At 64.5% G+C, this 16,200-nt stretch carries 14 protein-coding genes; 10 read left to right on the forward strand and 4 right to left on the reverse strand.

The window, feature by feature from the left end:
* Window positions 1-142 precede the first annotated feature (142 nt).
* Window positions 143-1,195, forward strand: a complete 1,053-nt coding sequence (locus ACSBP4_RS11230) for an NAD(P)/FAD-dependent oxidoreductase (RefSeq protein ID WP_435552252.1) — start codon at window positions 143-145, stop codon at window positions 1,193-1,195.
* Between the two features lie 4 nt (window positions 1,196-1,199).
* Here ACSBP4_RS11230 and trkA read toward each other — a convergent pair whose 3' ends face one another.
* From trkA to ACSBP4_RS11245, 3 genes are all read right to left on the reverse strand, one after another.
* Entirely contained in the window at window positions 1,200-2,537 is a 1,338-nt protein-coding gene (gene trkA / locus ACSBP4_RS11235; protein WP_049964796.1) for a Trk system potassium transporter TrkA, read from the reverse strand.
* 136 nt (window positions 2,538-2,673) lie between these two features.
* Complete coding sequence (locus tag ACSBP4_RS11240; RefSeq protein ID WP_006649412.1) at window positions 2,674-3,195, reverse strand: SRPBCC family protein; 522 nt, start codon at window positions 3,193-3,195, stop codon at window positions 2,674-2,676.
* A gap of 73 nt (window positions 3,196-3,268) precedes the next feature.
* The gene (locus ACSBP4_RS11245; protein WP_435552253.1) at window positions 3,269-4,468 is read right to left on the reverse strand and encodes a M48 family metalloprotease; all 1,200 of its coding nucleotides are present in this window, start codon (window positions 4,466-4,468) and stop codon (window positions 3,269-3,271) included.
* A 183-nt stretch (window positions 4,469-4,651) separates the two neighbouring features.
* Between ACSBP4_RS11245 and ACSBP4_RS11250 the strand changes: the two genes are divergently transcribed.
* Window positions 4,652-5,386: an NAD(P)/FAD-dependent oxidoreductase gene (locus ACSBP4_RS11250; protein WP_373631187.1), complete on the forward strand. Its 735-nt coding sequence runs from the start codon at window positions 4,652-4,654 to the stop codon at window positions 5,384-5,386.
* Window positions 5,387-5,476: 90 nt separating this feature from the next.
* Here ACSBP4_RS11250 and ACSBP4_RS11255 read toward each other — a convergent pair whose 3' ends face one another.
* Window positions 5,477-5,878, reverse strand: coding sequence for a type IV pilin (locus tag ACSBP4_RS11255; protein WP_435552254.1), 402 nt, complete (start codon window positions 5,876-5,878; stop codon window positions 5,477-5,479).
* Window positions 5,879-5,995: 117 nt separating this feature from the next.
* Between ACSBP4_RS11255 and coaBC the strand changes: the two genes are divergently transcribed.
* From coaBC to ACSBP4_RS11295, 8 genes are all read left to right on the forward strand, one after another.
* Window positions 5,996-7,168 carry a bifunctional phosphopantothenoylcysteine decarboxylase/phosphopantothenate--cysteine ligase CoaBC gene (gene coaBC / locus ACSBP4_RS11260; protein ID WP_435552255.1) on the forward strand — a complete coding sequence of 391 codons (1,173 nt, stop codon included), beginning with the start codon at window positions 5,996-5,998 and terminating at the stop codon, window positions 7,166-7,168.
* 112 nt (window positions 7,169-7,280) lie between these two features.
* Entirely contained in the window at window positions 7,281-7,916 is a 636-nt protein-coding gene (locus tag ACSBP4_RS11265) for a DUF7344 domain-containing protein (RefSeq protein ID WP_006649417.1), read from the forward strand.
* Between the two features lie 116 nt (window positions 7,917-8,032).
* Window positions 8,033-8,602, forward strand: coding sequence for a hypoxanthine/guanine phosphoribosyltransferase (gene hpt, locus ACSBP4_RS11270; RefSeq protein ID WP_435552256.1), 570 nt, complete (start codon window positions 8,033-8,035; stop codon window positions 8,600-8,602).
* 239 nt (window positions 8,603-8,841) lie between these two features.
* On the forward strand, window positions 8,842-10,614 hold the full coding sequence (locus ACSBP4_RS11275) for an ABC transporter substrate-binding protein (RefSeq protein ID WP_435552257.1): 1,773 nt from the start codon (window positions 8,842-8,844) through the stop codon (window positions 10,612-10,614).
* Between the two features lie 140 nt (window positions 10,615-10,754).
* On the forward strand, window positions 10,755-11,783 hold the full coding sequence (locus ACSBP4_RS11280) for an ABC transporter permease (protein WP_049964790.1): 1,029 nt from the start codon (window positions 10,755-10,757) through the stop codon (window positions 11,781-11,783).
* Window positions 11,780-13,513 carry an ABC transporter permease gene (locus ACSBP4_RS11285; protein WP_435552258.1) on the forward strand — a complete coding sequence of 578 codons (1,734 nt, stop codon included), beginning with the start codon at window positions 11,780-11,782 and terminating at the stop codon, window positions 13,511-13,513. The genes ACSBP4_RS11280 and ACSBP4_RS11285 overlap by 4 nt, the downstream gene beginning before the upstream one ends.
* Window positions 13,513-14,850: an ABC transporter ATP-binding protein gene (locus ACSBP4_RS11290; RefSeq protein WP_435552259.1), complete on the forward strand. Its 1,338-nt coding sequence runs from the start codon at window positions 13,513-13,515 to the stop codon at window positions 14,848-14,850. The genes ACSBP4_RS11285 and ACSBP4_RS11290 overlap by 1 nt, the downstream gene beginning before the upstream one ends.
* Window positions 14,847-16,199: an ABC transporter ATP-binding protein gene (locus ACSBP4_RS11295; protein WP_049964787.1), complete on the forward strand. Its 1,353-nt coding sequence runs from the start codon at window positions 14,847-14,849 to the stop codon at window positions 16,197-16,199. Before ACSBP4_RS11290 ends, ACSBP4_RS11295 begins: the two co-directional genes overlap by 4 nt.
* The last annotated feature ends 1 nt before the right edge of the window (window position 16,200 follow it).

Below are 16,200 nucleotides of genomic sequence, written 5' to 3' on the forward strand. Positions count from 1 at the left end.
CTGACCGCGACGGGCGGCCGCTCGAAACACACTTGCCGTGACGGCCCGACCCCGATCGGCGGCATCCGGTAGCGATAGTTCACCCGTCCGGTTGTCGTTGTTTGGGCCGAGCTACTTGAGGCCGCGCCACCGAAGGTCGAGCATGACACGGATCGGAATCGTCGGTGCGGGTGCCGGCGCAGCGGCCGCGACCAACGCGCTCGAGCGAACGGCACCGGACGCCGACGTAACGGTACTCGAGAAGTCCCGCGGGGTCTGCGGGCGGGCCGCGACCAGACGCCGCGACGGGACGGTCTATGACTACGGCGCGAACTACGTCAAGTCCGACGACGAACGGGTCGGCGACGTGCTGACCGAAGCCCTCGACACCGACGGGCTGGTCGATATCGAGGAGCCTGTCTGGACCTTCGACGCCGACGGCGAGGTATCGCCGGGCGAGGACCGCGACGATCACAAGTGGACGTACCGGCAGGGACTGACTCAGATCGCCAAGCGGCTGTTCGCCCGTAGCGACGCGACGATCCACCGGGAGACGCGGGTCGAACGGGTGATTCGGGACGCCGACGGCAGTACTGACGGCGTCTGGCACCTCGAGGACACCGACGGCCGGCGGTGGGGGCCGTTCGACGTCCTCCTGTTGAATCCGCCAGCGCCACAGACCGCCGAACTGCTGCGGTCGGCCGACTGGGAGAGCGACGTTCGGGACCGCCTCGTCGATGCCATCGACGCCGTCCCCTTCCGGACGATCTGGACCGGGATCTTTCACTACCCCTTCGAACTCGAGACGCCCTACTACGCGCTGGTCAACACGGACAAGGCCCACGAGGTGGGCTGGGTGGCCCGCGAGGAGTGCAAACCCGGCCACGTCCCCGACGGCGAGTCGCTGCTGGTCGTCCAGGCCAACCACGAGTGGTCGGTCGACCGCTACGACGAACCACCGGCGGAGAACCTGACCGAACTGGCGGCCCTGACCGCCGACCTGCTCGAGGACGACCGGCTGCGCGAGCCCGACTGGACCGACCATCAGGGCTGGCGGTACGCCCTCCCCGAGGCCGGCGTCGCCCGCGACCCCCTCCAACTGGCCGAGGCCGACGGCCTCTACTGTCTCGGCGACTGGGTCGCCGGCGAGGCCCGACTGCACGCGGCGTTGCGCAACGGCCTCGAGGTCGCCGAGCGCGTCGCCGACCGCCGGTAATCGATCACAACGCCCCGGCGACCGCGTTCAACACTGCGGTCTCGACGAACAAGACCACGTGATCGCCGCCCTCGACGACCGTCTCGCCGCGGGGCGTTATCAGTTCACCAGCGCGGCTGATCGCGCCGACGACCACCCCGTCGGGCAGGTCGGCCATCGCCGACTGAATCGAGCGTTCGAAGAGAACGCTGTCGGCGTCGATCTCGATCTCGAGGACTTCCGCGCGATCGGACTCGAGCATGGCGACGTTTTCGGTCCGCTGCTCGCGGGTGAACCGAGTGATCTCCTCGGAGGTGACCAGCCGCGGGTTGACCCCGACGTCGATCCCGACCGTCTCGAAGAGGTCGACGTACGCGGCGGACTCGACGACCCCGATCGTCCGCTCGACGCCGATTCGCTTGGCAAGCAGGGAGACGAGCAGGTTCCGCTCGTCGCTTTCGAGGGCGGCGACCACGATATCGGACTCGTCGACGTGTTCCCGGACGAGGAAGTCGATGTCCGTCGCGTCGCTTTCCAACACGAGCGTGTCCGGCAGACGCTCGGCCAGTTCCCGCGCCCGCCCGGGGTCGCGTTCGATCAGTCGCGACTCGACCCCCTCGGCCTCGAACAGCCGAGCGGTCTGGTAGCCGATCTCCGTCCCGCCGACGATGACGACCTCGCGGGCGTCCTCGAGGGTCGGTGCCGGCGTCAGCGCACTCGCGAACGACCGGACGCTCTCCCCGGAGCCGATCACGACCGCCGCGTCGCCGGCCCTGATGACCGTCTCGCCCCGAGGCACGACGACCTCGTCCTCGCGTAACAGGGCCACGAACGTCAGCGACTCGAACCGGTCGGCCGCCGAGACGGTCTCGCCGGCGATCGGGCTCTCCGGGCCGATTTCGAACTCGGCCATCCGGACGAGTCCGCTGGCGAACGTCTCGACATCGTGTGCGCCCGGCAGCCCGGCGATTCGGACGATCGTCTCGGCGGTCTGGAGGTCCGTACAGACCATGAAATCCACACCGAAAGCCCCCATCGATTCCTCCCAGGTGCGAAGCAGGTTCGTCTGCCTGACGCGGGCGATCGTGAACGGGTCGCCGACCGCTTTGGCCGCTCCGCAGACGACGATGTTCGTCTCGTCGACGTCCGTACTGGCGATGACCAGGTCCGCGTCCGCGATGTCGGCCTCCCGGAGCGTCTCGATGTCGGTCCCGTCGCCGCGGATCGTCAACACGTCGTGGGAGTAGGTGACCTCCTCGACCCGCTCCGAGTCCCGATCGATGACCACGACGTGGTGATCCTCGTCGAGGCTCGCCGCGATGTTCGAGCCCACCTGCCCCGCGCCGACGACGATTACGCGCATCGATGGCTCACCCGCGTTCGCGGACTCGAGACGGTGGGGCTGGCGCTCATATCCACAGTGTCGGCAGCGGTTCGGAAGTGGGTTCGGCCTGCTTCTCGAGGCCGGCGGGCGTCGTCGACCCGGCGGCGTCCTTCGGTCAGGGCATCTCGTGGACGGTCAGTTCGACGTCACGCTGGCGGCCCTCGATGTCCGCGACCAGCCGCTCGACGACCGTTCGGGCCTCGTTGAGCAGTTTCGGCTCGACCTTCCGGACGACCCAGTCCAGCGAGACGAGTCTGGGCAGCGAGATGGCATCCTCGTTGGCCGAGTGTGGATCGTAGACGGCCTCGAAGTAGATCCGGCTTGCCGTCTCGGCGTCCGGTGGTGCCGACTCCGGCTCGGGTTCGACGCGCCACTCCCCGCGGGCGTCGAGGTGGTTGACGAGTCGCCACGTGAGCGACGTCGGGGCCGAGATGTCGGTCACCCGCGAGCGGGCCGTGTAGCTGAGCTTCCACCACGCCAACTCGAGGTCGTAGACGGAGCCGACGCCGCCGTCGCCGTTGACGCGGACCTCCTTCAGGTGGTCCGTGTACCGCGGGTACTCGGTGAACGAGCGGACGTACGGAAAGACCTCCTCGGGCGACCGATGGGCGAGCGTGCTGAGGAGAATTCGGTCCACGGCGGCCGTACGACGGGTTCGAAAGTAAGGATTGCCATCCGATCGACGCCGTTGGCGCGAGCGCGCGCCGCTGTCAGCCGCTCGAGGGCGTCTCGCTCCCGCGGGTGTCGCCGGTCCCCTCGATCCCATCGCGGACCGCCTCGATCCGGTCGCCGATCGGCGGGTGATGGGTCGCCAGGCTGTAGAGCAGCCCCGCCTCGCGGCGCGTGTCGTTCGCGTCCGCGAGGCGTTCGAGGGCCGCGACCGTCGCCTCGTGGCCGACGCGTCGGGCAGCGTAGGCGTCGGCCCGGAACTCCTGCCAGCGTGCGAGCCCGCCCAGCAAGACGACGTGATACACCGCATAAAGGCCCATGAACGGCAGGAAAAAGCCGAGGAAGCCAAACGCCTCCTCGAGCGCGCCGAAGCCGACGAGGTCGGCCCCGGCGATCCAGACGCCGAAGACGGCGACGGTCAGAAGGCCGCGTTGCCAGAGGTGCCGGCCCGCGACGTGGCCGAACTCGTGAGCGAGGATCGCGCGCAGTTCGTCGTCGTCGCACTCGGTGAGCAGATAGTCGGTGAGAAAGACGTACCGCAGACCGGGGACCGTTCCCGCGACGAGAGCGTTTGCGGTCTTGGTCGATTCCCCCTCGAGCAGGAAGAGTCCGCGGGGCCGATAGCCCACCTCCTCGCAGAGCCGGTCGACGCGCTCGCGGCGTTGGCCCTCGAGCGGAACCCGATCCTGAAAGAGCAGGATCAGGTACGGCGAGAGGCCGAAGCCGACGAAGACGACGGCCCCGAGCCCGGCGAGCAACACTGGCAGCGACGATCCGAAGACGGACTGAATCGCGAAAAAGCCCGCCAGTGCGACCCCGACGGAGACGGCAGTGATCCCCATCACTGCGAGGACGCCCGTGACGACCCGCCACAGCGAGGCCGACGTGTCCCGGAGCGAACGCACCGTCGGGTAGGTGCCAAGCGCCATCCCAACGAGCGGCAGCGTCACGACCCCGAACGAGACCAGCACGATCGCGCCGAACTCGAGGACGGCGAAGCCGCCGATCTCGAGGCTGGCCGTTCCGATCGCGGCGAGTACTCGGTCGATCACCTCGAGCGCGTACAGCCCGATGATCGCTGCGACCGGGAGGGTGAACCCGCCGACCTGCTGGGCGCGGTTGAGGCGGTGGAGTCGGTCCTCGATTGGTTCGTCCGACGCCTCGACTCGAGTCGCATACGCGCGAAAGACGAGAAACGGAACCACCGCGAGTCCGATCAGGAAGGCGGCGGCGACGAACATACCGGAACTTCACCGGTTCGGCTCAAAATACTGTTGGGTGAGCCACATGACGGGGGTCGAGCCACAGCGTTCTGCGGTCCCCACGCGACTCGAGCCGAGCGGGTCTCGAACGCCGAGACCGGTCCCCGTCCGGCGTTGCGGTCGACGGCAACCTTCTATACACTGCCGGGTCAACGGGCTGCCATGCGAGACGTCTGTATCGTCGGCGGGGGCGTCGCCGGCCTCGCCGCTTCGATCTTCACCGCCCGCGCGGGACTCGACACGCTCGTCGTCGACGGTGGCGAGTCGATCCTCGCGCGCAACGCCAGCCTCGAGAACTATCCCGGTTTTCCCGACGGGGTCGACGCCCGGCGCTACCTGCAACTGAGCCGCGAGCAGGCCCGCACCGCCGGTGCCGAGTTCGAACTCGGGCGCGTAACGCGTGCGGAACCAGTAGACGAGACGGACCTCGAGGCGGGCTTTCGCCTCGAGACCGAGGGTGGCGAGCCGCTCGAGGCCCGCCGGGTGATCGCGGCTTCGTGGTCGGACAGCGACTACCTCGTGCCGCTGGACGTGGGTCGAATCCAGCGTGGGAGCAAGCACTTCGTGAACGTCGACGGGGCCGGGCGGACGGCCGTCGACGGTGTCTACGCCGCGGGTCGGCTGGCCGAGGAACCCCACCAGGCGATCGTCGCGGCCGGCCACGGCGCGAAGGTCGGCCTCGCCGCCGTTCACGACTCGGACGCGAACTTCTATCACGACTGGGTCACCCCCGAGGGCTATTTCACTGGCCGCGGCCGTGAGGTACCGCCGGGCTGCGAGGAGATCGACGACGACGAGCGCCTCGAGCGGGATGAGACCGCGAGAGCGCGCATGCTCGAGGCGTTTTCCGAGCCGGTAGACGAGGAGCCGACGATGCACCCGAGTGTTTCGGAGTAGTCGCAGACGTTCGATCTGTCACCGTAATCGTGGAGTCCTCGACAGTCGATCGAACCGACAGTCACGTCGTCACCGACTGTGCTACGGTTGCTACTCGCGTAATTCGTAGGTATCGAGCAACGTCTCCGAACCGATCACCTGCAATACGTCGCCCTTGTCGAGCGACTCCCCGCAGTCGCTCTTGTCTACAGTCGTCACATCGCCCTCCTCGAGGTCGCCGCTGACGTCCCACGTACCGCAACTTCCACCGTCCTGAAGCTTGATTTCCGTTTCACCGGCGGTCAGTCGCTGCACCTCGGTCAGGCCGATCGTGACGGTTCCGCTCCCTTCTTCATAGACGAACTCCGCTCGAGGGGGACTGTCGACGAGGTCAGTACTCAGCACGGTAGCGCCGAGAACTGCCATCGACATCGTGACCATCCCGATCAGGAGGACGGTCCCGATGACGACCGAGACGCCCCGGTCGTCACGAGATGATCGAGGTAAACGCATTGAACGCACTTACTATCACAGTCACTAACGGTTTTCGGTGGCGACTTCCGGAGGGAACGACGTGCGATCAGGGGACGACGGTACGCCTAAAGGGACCCCCTTCGAAGTACTCGGCATATGCTCGAGGGAGTCAACGTCGCGCTCGGGGTGACGGGATCGATCGCGGCCGTCAAGACGGTCGAACTCGCCCACGAGTTGCGACGCCGGGGGGCGACGGTTCGCGGCGTGATGACCGACAGCGCACAGGGGATCGTCCACCCTTGGGCCGTCGAGTTCGCGACCGAGAACGACGTCGTCACCGAGATCACGGGGGGCGTCGAACACGTCGATCTCTGTGGGTACGACGGCTGGGCCGACGTGTTCCTGATCGCGCCCGCCACCGCGAACACGGTCGGCAAAATTGCGGGGGCCGTCGACGACACGCCGGTCACGACCTGTGCGACGACCGCACTCGGAGCCGACACGCCGGTCGTGATCGCGCCGGCGATGCACGAACCGATGTACGACCATCCCGGCGTCCTCGAGGCCATCGACACCGTCACCGAGTGGGGGGTCGAGTTCGTCGATCCGCGTCTCGAGGAGGGGAAGGCCAAGATCGCCAGCGAGGAGGCGATCGTCTGTGACGTCGCCCGCGCGGCCGGCGATCGCCCCCTCGAGGGCGCGTCGGTCGTCGTCACCAGCGGCGCGACCAGCGAGTCGATCGATCCCGTCCGGATCATCACGAACCGCTCGTCGGGCAAGATGGGCCGGGCGGTCGCAAAAGCCTGCTACGTTCGCGGCGCGGACGTGACGCTGGTCCACGACGGCCCCGAGGTACCATACGCCGACGTTCGCGACGTCGAGAGCGCCGCGGAGATGCTCGCGGCGACACGGGCGGCCTGCGAGGACGCCGACGCGCTGGTGTCGGCGGCCGCCATCGGCGACTACACCGTCGCGGAAAGCGACGAGAAGATCCGCTCGGGCCAGGAGTTGACCCTCGACCTCGAGCCGACGCCGAAGCTCATCGACGAGATCCGCGCCGAGTTCCCGGAGCTGCCGATCGTCGGCTTCAAGACCGAAACCTCCGGCGACGAGGAAGCGATGATCGGGCAGGCCCGGACGACCCTCGAGCGGGCGGGGCTGGCCTTCGTCGTCGCTAACGACGCGAGCGTAATGGGTGAGGACCGGACGAGGGCGCTGCTGGTCCACGCCGGCGATGCCGCCCGCTACGAGGGGACAAAGGCCGGACTGGGCGGCGAGATCGCCGAGTCGATCGCGGCGGTACTGAGTGCGGACGAGACGTCGAAGTAATCGGATAGGTCGGTTCAGGAGAATTATATAGGTGCAGTTCATCGCCCGAACCGATGGGAATACGATCGGGTACGGGACCACACGCGCTGCCGGCCGGGACCGGTAGCACGAGGTGATCGCGGTGGCACAACAACACCGTCCGCCGGACGCCGACGCTGACGAGGCCGACGGCAGCGAGAGTGACCACGGTGACGAGGTCGACGATCAACTCACCAAGGGAGAGATCTTCGAAGTACTGCGCAATCAGCGGCGGCGATACGTCCTCCAGTTTCTCAAACAGGACGACCGTCCCGTCGAACTCGGCGACCTCGCCCAGCAGATCGCCGCCTGGGAGTACGAGACGACCCTCGAGGGAGTTACACCCGAACAGCGAAAGCGGGTCTATACGACGCTGCAACAGACACACCTCCCGAAGATGGACACGTCGGGTATCCTCGAGTTCGATTCCGATCGGGGCGTCATCGAGCCGACCGAACGAACTCGGGACATCAGCGTCTACCTCGAGATCGTCCCCGGCCGGGAGTTCGCCTGGCGGGAGTTGTACCTCTCGCTCGGTGCGATCAGCTGTGCGCTGGTCGCCGCGCTCTGGCTGGAGATCTATCCGTTGACCGCCCTCTCGAACCTCGCCTGGACGGCCATCATCGCCGTGACGGTGACGGTCACCGCCGTCGCACATATCTATCACGAACGCAACATGCGGCTCGGCCACGGCGAGCAGCCACCCGAACTCAGCTACGGCGAGCAGTAAGGGGCCCGAGACGCCGTGGCGACGGGACGAGACGGAGAACCGACCGGATTTCGACGCCTGCAATTCTCGTTCGCGCGTATCGTCAAGTTTTACTCCGCTACCGTCCCACCGACGACATGGATCAACTCAAGCAGTCCCTGCTCGAGGCCCCGATCATCGAGAAGAACGGCTATCACTACTTCGTCCATCCGATCAGCGACGGGGTCCCCAAGCTCGACCCGACCCTACTGCGTGAAATTGTCATCCGAATCATCCGGAAGGCCCAACTCGAGGAAGTCGACCGGATCGTCACCCCGGCGGCGATGGGCATTCACATCTCGACGGCGGTCTCGCTGATGACCGACATCCCGCTGACCGTGATCCGCAAGCGCCAGTACGGCCTCGACGACGAGGTCGCGATCTCCCAGAAGACCGGCTACTCGGAGAACGAAATGTACATCAACGACGTCCGGGAGGGCGAGCGGGTGCTGGTTCTCGACGACGTCCTCTCGACGGGCGGGACCCTCGCGGCGGTCCTGGACGCCCTCGGCGAGATCGGCGCGGAGGTCATCGACACGGTCGCGGTCATCAAGAAGGTCGGCGGCGAGAACAAGGTCGACGACGCGGGCTACGACGTCAAGACGCTGATCAACGTCGACGTCATCGACGGCGAAGTCGTCATCATCGACGAAGAGGGCGACAACTGAGACGTCTCGATACGTCGCGTTAGCCTTCGAGAACCGACCCGGACCCGAGCCGCCGCGTTACCGAATTCCTGTTTTCACCCCCGATAACGAACGCATCTGTGCATTTGTGTTCCAATCGGTGCAATAAACCCCAGTTCAACCTTCTCCCGTTGTCGGTAAGTTTATAATGATTGTCTTGGTTACTCATGTTTATGTCCGACATACCGGATGTATCAACTGTAGATCGATCGCGACGACAAATGCTTGCTCTCCTTGGTGGCAGTGCATCGGTCGGACTGGCTGGGTGTTCGGCCCTCCTCAGCGACGACGAGGAAGACGAGGAAACGGACTTCGAGACGACAAAACACGCCGAGAAAGCACAGGAGGCCTGGGAGCGCATCGTGAACAACCCGGGTCCCGACGCGGAAGAAACGCGTACTAAGGCGTACATCGATATCGAGGAGGCCGTGCGGGACGACATGGTCATGCTCCCGATGTACCACAGCAAGGGTGAATTCTTCTGGTACGACAACGTCGAGCTTCCCCGGCTCGGTTCCCTCGGCCGTCACCACGTGAAACATAACCGGACGACAGTCGAGGGCGATTCGGAACTGAACCTGATCAACGCTTCCTTCGACGAGCTGGACCCGATCATGTCGACGGACACCGCGTCCGGCGAGGTCATCGTCCAGCTCTACGACACGCTGACCAACTATCCGGCCGGCGTCGCCGAGGTCGAGAATCAACTGCTCGATTCCTTCGAGACGTCCGACGACGGGCTGACGTGGACGTTCACGCTCAAAGATGGCGTCCAGTTCCACGACGGACGAGACCTAACTGCCGACGACGTCAAGTACTCGTTCCGTCGGCTCGCCGAATCCAAGTTCAGCGAACGATCGAACTTCATTACCAGTTCGACGACCGGCCTCGGTATCGAACACGAAACGACCGACGACGGCGGTATCGTCCCCGATTCGCTGGCGATCGACGTCGTCGACGACCTCACGCTCGAGGTCACCCTTCAAGAGCCGAACCCGGCCGTCCTAGACGTCCTCACGCACACCGGATTCGCCGTCGTTCCGGAGGGTCTCGTCGGCGACATCGAGGGCTACGACGGCGAGGTCAGCCACGACGAGTTCCGTACCAAGATGGCCAACGGGACCGGGCCGTTCGAGTTCGACGAGTTCAACCCCGGGGAAGACGTTCGGCTCGTCCGCAACGACAACTTCTACGGGACCGTCGCGAGCGTCGAATCCATCCACTGGGAAATCAACGAGGACCCAGAATCGAAGTTCACCTACGCGATGGAGAAAAACGCCGACTTCTTCGAGATTCCGACCTCGTACTACGATCCCGGCCTCATCGACGCCGAAACCGACGACAACAATCGGGAGTTCGGTACGTACGGGGAGTTCGAGAACGGCGAGACCACGAACTACCTCGCGGTCCCCGAACTCGGCACGTTCTATTTCGCGTTCAACGTCACGAACGTCCCCGCACCCGTTCGAAAGGCAGTCGCGCACGTCGTGAACCACGAGGAGTTCATCAACGACATCCTCCAGAACCGCGGCTTCGAGGCGTTCAGCTTCACGCCGCCGACGATGTGGCCGACCGGACAGGACGGCTATCAGGACTGGAAAGACGAGTGGCCCTACGGCGTCAACGACATGCAACGCAGCGAAGCGAAAGACCTCCTCGAGGAGGCCGGCTTCACCGAGGACGATCCGTTCGAGATGGAAGCGACCGTCTACAAGTCGAGTCCGACGTTCCAGAACATGGCCGACGAGATCAAACGCAGGCTCTCCGGAATCGGCGTCGACCTCAACACCAAGACGACGGAGTTCTCGACGCTCCAGGACCGCGGTGAGGACGGCGATCTCGAGATGTACTCGCTCGGTTGGATCTGGAGTTGGCCGGACGTCGCGTACGGCCACTTCGGCTTCGAGCCGAAGAACACCGATACGTCGAAGATGCCGAACGAAGCGACCGGCTACTACCTCGACTGGCAGGCGAACCTCGAAGACGAGTCCTAACGGCGACGCGACCCCGCTGCCTATCCCCGTTCCTGAGACAAAACGAAGCAAAATATTCAGATGCATGTGGGAAAACTAAGCGAACGGACATCTATGAAAGATTGTTTGAAAAACGACCTCCGAACCGCCCGTAAGCACCCATGAGTCGGTGGAGATACTTCTTCAAGCGGCTCCTGCTCTCCGTACCGGTCCTCTTTCTCGTAATGACGTTCATATTCGTACTATTACGGATGGGACCGGTCGACCCCGTGGCCGCTCGACTCGGCCCCGAGGCGTCGGGAGCCGAGGCCGCGCGAATGCGCGAACGGCTCGGACTCAACGACCCTCTCTGGGAACAGTACCTTGACTTCGTGACGAACTTCCTGACCCTCGACCTGGGTCAGTCCTGGGTCATTTACGGTGACATGGAAGTGACCCGCGTCATCTCGTTTGCGGGTCCGCCGACGCTCTGGCTGGGGTTCTGGGCGATCCTGCTCCCGCTGTTCATCGGTATCCCGCTCGGGTTCTACGCCGGGTTGCGGCCCAACAGCGGGAGCGACTACATCGCCTCCGTGAGCGGTATCCTCTGGCAGGCGATGCCGAACTTCTGGCTGAGCATCATCCTCCTTGCCGTCCTTCGCAAGACCAAAGGCGGTGGCTGGTTCGGGTTCGATTGGTACACGTTCGGCCCGGATATCAGCAGTATCACAGGAACGCCCGATCTGACGTTCGTTACGGCGGCCGGTATCGATTGGAGTACGATCGCTAGTGATATCAAACTCATCCTTCCGCCAGCGCTGGTCCTCGGATCGGCCTCGATGGCCGCGGAACTCCGTATCGGGCGGACCGCCATCCTCGAGACGATCAACTCGAACTACGTCGAGACGGCCAAAGCAAAGGGGCTGACCGACCGCGTCATCATCTGGAAACACGTCTTCAGAAACGCATTGATTCCGCTGGTACCGGTCATCACGAACGAGGCGTTCCTGTTGATCGGTGGCTCGGTCATCGTCGAGTATATCTTCAACATCAACGGTCTCGGGAAGATCTTCTTCCAGGCGACGCTCCAGGGAGACCTACCGCTTGCCGGGGCGTTGCTGTTTATCTTCACGCTGGTCATCATCCTGTTGAACATCTTCCAGGACCTCCTATACACGATCATCGATCCACGAGTGGGGTACGAACGATGAGTATGAGTACATCCTTCGAACCGAACGAGACGACAGACGAATCGAGGCCCCTCCGTAAACGCGTCGCCGACAATCCCGACCCGGCGCGGTTCTGGTTGCTTGGCACCGCCGTATTGGTCGCCCTCGAGTTCGGCCGATACATGGGGTGGGTCTACCAGCTCGTGGGGGCAGTCAAGTACGTCATCGGCCTGGTGGGGCTGCTACCCAGCTGGATCGGCGACTCGGTCGGCGAGGCGACCGTTCCGATAGTCAGCTACTTCGTCAGCGACGCGATCACGTTGCTGTTGCTGTTCGGACTCTCCGTTCTCGTCACCAGATTCACGTCCTGGTCCGCTACGGACCGGTTCGATGTCGGTCTGAGCGATCGCATCGTCCGCTTCCTCGAGCGGGCCGTCCTGACCGCCGTTCTGGCCACGATCGCGGTTCTGCTGGCGTTCACGCCGGTCGGCGGACTCGTCGACGGCGCGATCGACGGCGTGTTCAACACCCTGTCGTCGATTCCGACGCTCACGAGCCGCGAAGTCATCTCCAATCAGGGCCACAGAACGCCCGGCGGTGGCTGGGACGGAACGTTCCTCGGCCTCTCACCGGCAGTGGCGTGGGGGATTCGTACGTTACTCGTCTACGGCTACGCGCTTGCCGTGATCGTCTGGACCTGGAAAGGGTATACGATCTTTCGGGAACACTACCGGCAGGCGGACTGGACGCCGCGTGACGACACGCTCAGTCGATTCCGATCCCACTACTGGGGACAGTTCGGCCTGATCGTCGTGCTCATGTTCATCGTCACGGCGTTGTGGGCACCGGCAATCAGTCCCACCACGGCAGACCAGAACATCGCCTCTCCCTACGAGTACGAGGTCGAGTATCTCACCGACGACGGCGAAGTCGCGACGACCACGCCCGGACAGGCGAACCTCAACAGCCAATCGAACGGGCAAAACACCATTAGTCCAATGAGTTACGACGACTACGACCGGTGGGCACCGCTGGGGACGACATCATCGGGACAAAACTTGCTCACCCATATTGCCTACGGCGCGCAGACGTCACTGGTGATCGGGCTGCTCGCGATCGGCCTCGGCGGACTGATCGCGGTCACGATGTCGATGCTGACCGCCTACTACAAAGGACTCGTCGACGTCCTGACAGTGATCGCGAGCGACACGATCATCTCGATCCCGGCATTTCTGCTCGTGATGATGTTATCAGTCATCTTCAACCAGGGGAATCACCCGATCGCGGAACCGCTCAACGGCGGACTTCTCCTCGGGCTGATCTTCGCGTTCGTCTACTGGCCGGGGATGTGGCGGACGATCCGCGGCCCGTCGTTACAGGTCGCCGAGGAGGAGTGGGTCGACGCCGCACGGAGCTACGGACAGTCACCGGTCAACACAATGCGTAAACACATGGCCCCGTACATTGCAGGGTATATAATGATCTACGGCTCTCTCCTGCTCGGCGGGATCATCATCTCCACGGCCGCGCTCTCGTTCCTCGGCCTGGGTATCGAAGGGTCGACCCCCGAATGGGGACGACTCGTCAGCGACGGGCGATCGTTCGTCGGCACGTCGTCGTGGCACGTCGCGACCATCCCGGGGCTGATGATCGTCCTCGTGGTCACCGCCTTCAACGCACTGGGTGATGGCCTCCGAGACGCGATCGATCCGGAGGCGGATACCGGCGGGACAGATGACACTGGTACCGCAGCAGCCGGAGGTGGTGGATAATGTCGGCGGAGACGGCAACCGAGCCGATCCTCGACGTTCGGAACCTCCAGACGGCGTTTTTCACCGACAAGGAGACTATCCGAGCGGTCGACGGGGTCTCGTTCGACATCCGACGGGGCGAAACCGTCGGCATCGTCGGCGAGAGCGGATCGGGCAAGAGCGTAACCGCCCGGTCGATCATGGGGCTCGTCGACTCGCCGGGACGGACCCTTCAGGGCAGTAGCGTCCGTTTCAACCACCTCGAGACGGTTCGAGAATACGCCTCGAAGTTCCCGGATCGTACCGTCGACCTCGAGACGGTGGCGGCCGACTACGACCCGGTTGCCCTGTTCGAGCGTGAGACGATCGATATCACGCCGGCGGCGTTCGGCTGCGAGAGGGCCGGTGACGTGCCGCTTGCGGACGTCGTTGCCGCCGGCTACGGCGACGAACTCGGTCTCGTCGAGGAGGACGACTGCGTGTTCGTCACGGACGGGAATCCCGAGACGCCGACGGAGATCACCGACGGATTCGTCGAGATCACGCGTCTCAGCGGCGAACCGCGGCGACGCATGCGCGGTGGACGGATCGCGATGGTGTTCCAGGACCCGCTGACGAGTCTCAACCCCGTCTACACGGTCGGAAACCAGATCAAGGAGTCCGTCCGGCTCCACCAGGGACTGCGGGGTGAAGCGGCGACGCAGGAAGCGATCGATCTGCTCGAGGCCGTCGGCATCCCTGACGCGCGTCGCCGCGTCAACGAGTATCCACACCAGTTCTCCGGCGGGATGCGTCAGCGAGCCGTGATCGCGATGGCGCTTGCCTGCGAGCCGGAGTTGCTGATCTGCGACGAGCCGACGACGGCACTCGACGTGACGATTCAGGCCCAGATCCTCGACCTGCTCGCCGATCTACAGGCGGAACGGGATCTCTCGATGATGTTCATCACCCACGACATGGGTGTGATCGCGGAGATCTCCGATCGAGTAAACGTCATGTACGCCGGGGAAATCGTCGAAACGGCCGGCGTGAACGAGCTGTTCTCGGATCCGAGGCATCCGTACACGCGCGGCCTGCTCGAGTCGATTCCGGGACAACAATCCGGAGACCGGCTCCAGACGATCGAAGGGAACGTTCCGACGCCGAACGAACCGGCGACGTCCTGTCGGTTCGCACCGCGGTGTCCGAAGGCGTTCGACGAGTGCGACGCCGTTCATCCCGTTCCGGTCCCGGTCGAAGAGGGGACCGACGATCACACCGCGGCGTGCTTGCTCTGTCCCGGCGACCGCTCGACGAACGAGGCGGTCGACCAGCATCGACGACGAAACGCGAGACGAACCGGAGGCGATACCGAATGAGTCACGAACTGAGCCAGGAGCCGATAGCGACCGAGACCGACGTACCGACCGACAGCGACGGCGACGTGATGATCGAAGTCGAGGGGCTAAAGACCTACTACGAGGACGGCGGCCTCCTCGGTGGAACGCCGGTCAAGGCCGTCGACGGTGTCTCGTTCGATATTCACCGTGGCGAGACGCTCGGCCTCGTCGGCGAGTCCGGCTGTGGCAAGACGACGCTGGGGCGAACGCTCCTTCAACTCGAGGACGCGACCGACGGCGAGGTCCGGTTCGACGGCGTCGATATCACGACCCTCGAGGGCGACGATCTCCACGAGTGGCGACGAAACGCCCAGATGGTGTTTCAGGACCCCGAATCGAGCCTCAACGACCGAATGACGATCGGCGAAATCGTCCGTGAACCGCTGGACGTTCACGAGTGGGAGACGCCGCAAGCGCGACGCCAGCGCGTCAAGGAGTTGCTCGATACCGTCGGTCTCCAGCGCGAACACTACTACCGCTATCCCCACCAGTTCTCCGGCGGCCAGCGCCAGCGGATCAGTATCGCCCGTACCTTGGCGCTCGAGCCGGACTTCGTCGTCCTCGACGAACCGGTCTCGGCGCTCGACGTCTCCGTGCAGGCCGAAATCATCAACCTGCTCGAGGACCTCCAAGACGAGTTCGGGCTGACCTACCTGTTTATCGCACACGACCTCTCCGTCGTCCACCACCTCTGTGACCGGGTCGCAGTGATGTATCTCGGGAACGTCATGGAGATCGGGCCGACCGAGGAACTGTTCACCGATCCGTCGAACCCGTATACGCACGCGTTGCTGTCGGCGATTCCGGAACCCGATCCGACAGTCGAACGCGACCGAATCACGCTCCACGGGACGCCGCCGAACCCGCGGTACCCGCCCGCCGGCTGCCCGTTCAGTACGCGCTGTCCGGCACGAATCCGTCCGGCGGAGTACCGTGATCTCGACGACGAACTCTGGAATCGGCTCAATACGCTTCGTGAACTGCTCAGCGAGCGCCAGCGCGCGGACCGCTCGGTTCGCGATCGACTCCGCGCGGCAGTCGGGAAAGACACGCGCTTCGGGACGGTCGAGGAGACCTACGACGAACTGTTCGGGGACCTGGAGGTGCCCGCGCGCGTCCAGTCGGTTCTGGACGAAATCGCGACTCTCGCTCGGGATCACAACGAGAGCGAGGCGATCGCCGTCTTCAACGAGGCGTTTGGCAGCGCCTGTGACGACGAACCGCCGGCGTATCACGACATGAGCGATGGTGGCCACCAGAGCTACTGTCACCGGCATACCGACGAGTATCGATCCCCGGATGCCGTCATCGAGAACCGCCACGGGTGAC

Source organism: Natrinema sp. CGMCC1.2065, assembly GCF_051225675.1.
GTDB classification, from domain to species: Archaea; Halobacteriota; Halobacteria; order Halobacteriales; family Natrialbaceae; genus Natrinema; species Natrinema thermotolerans.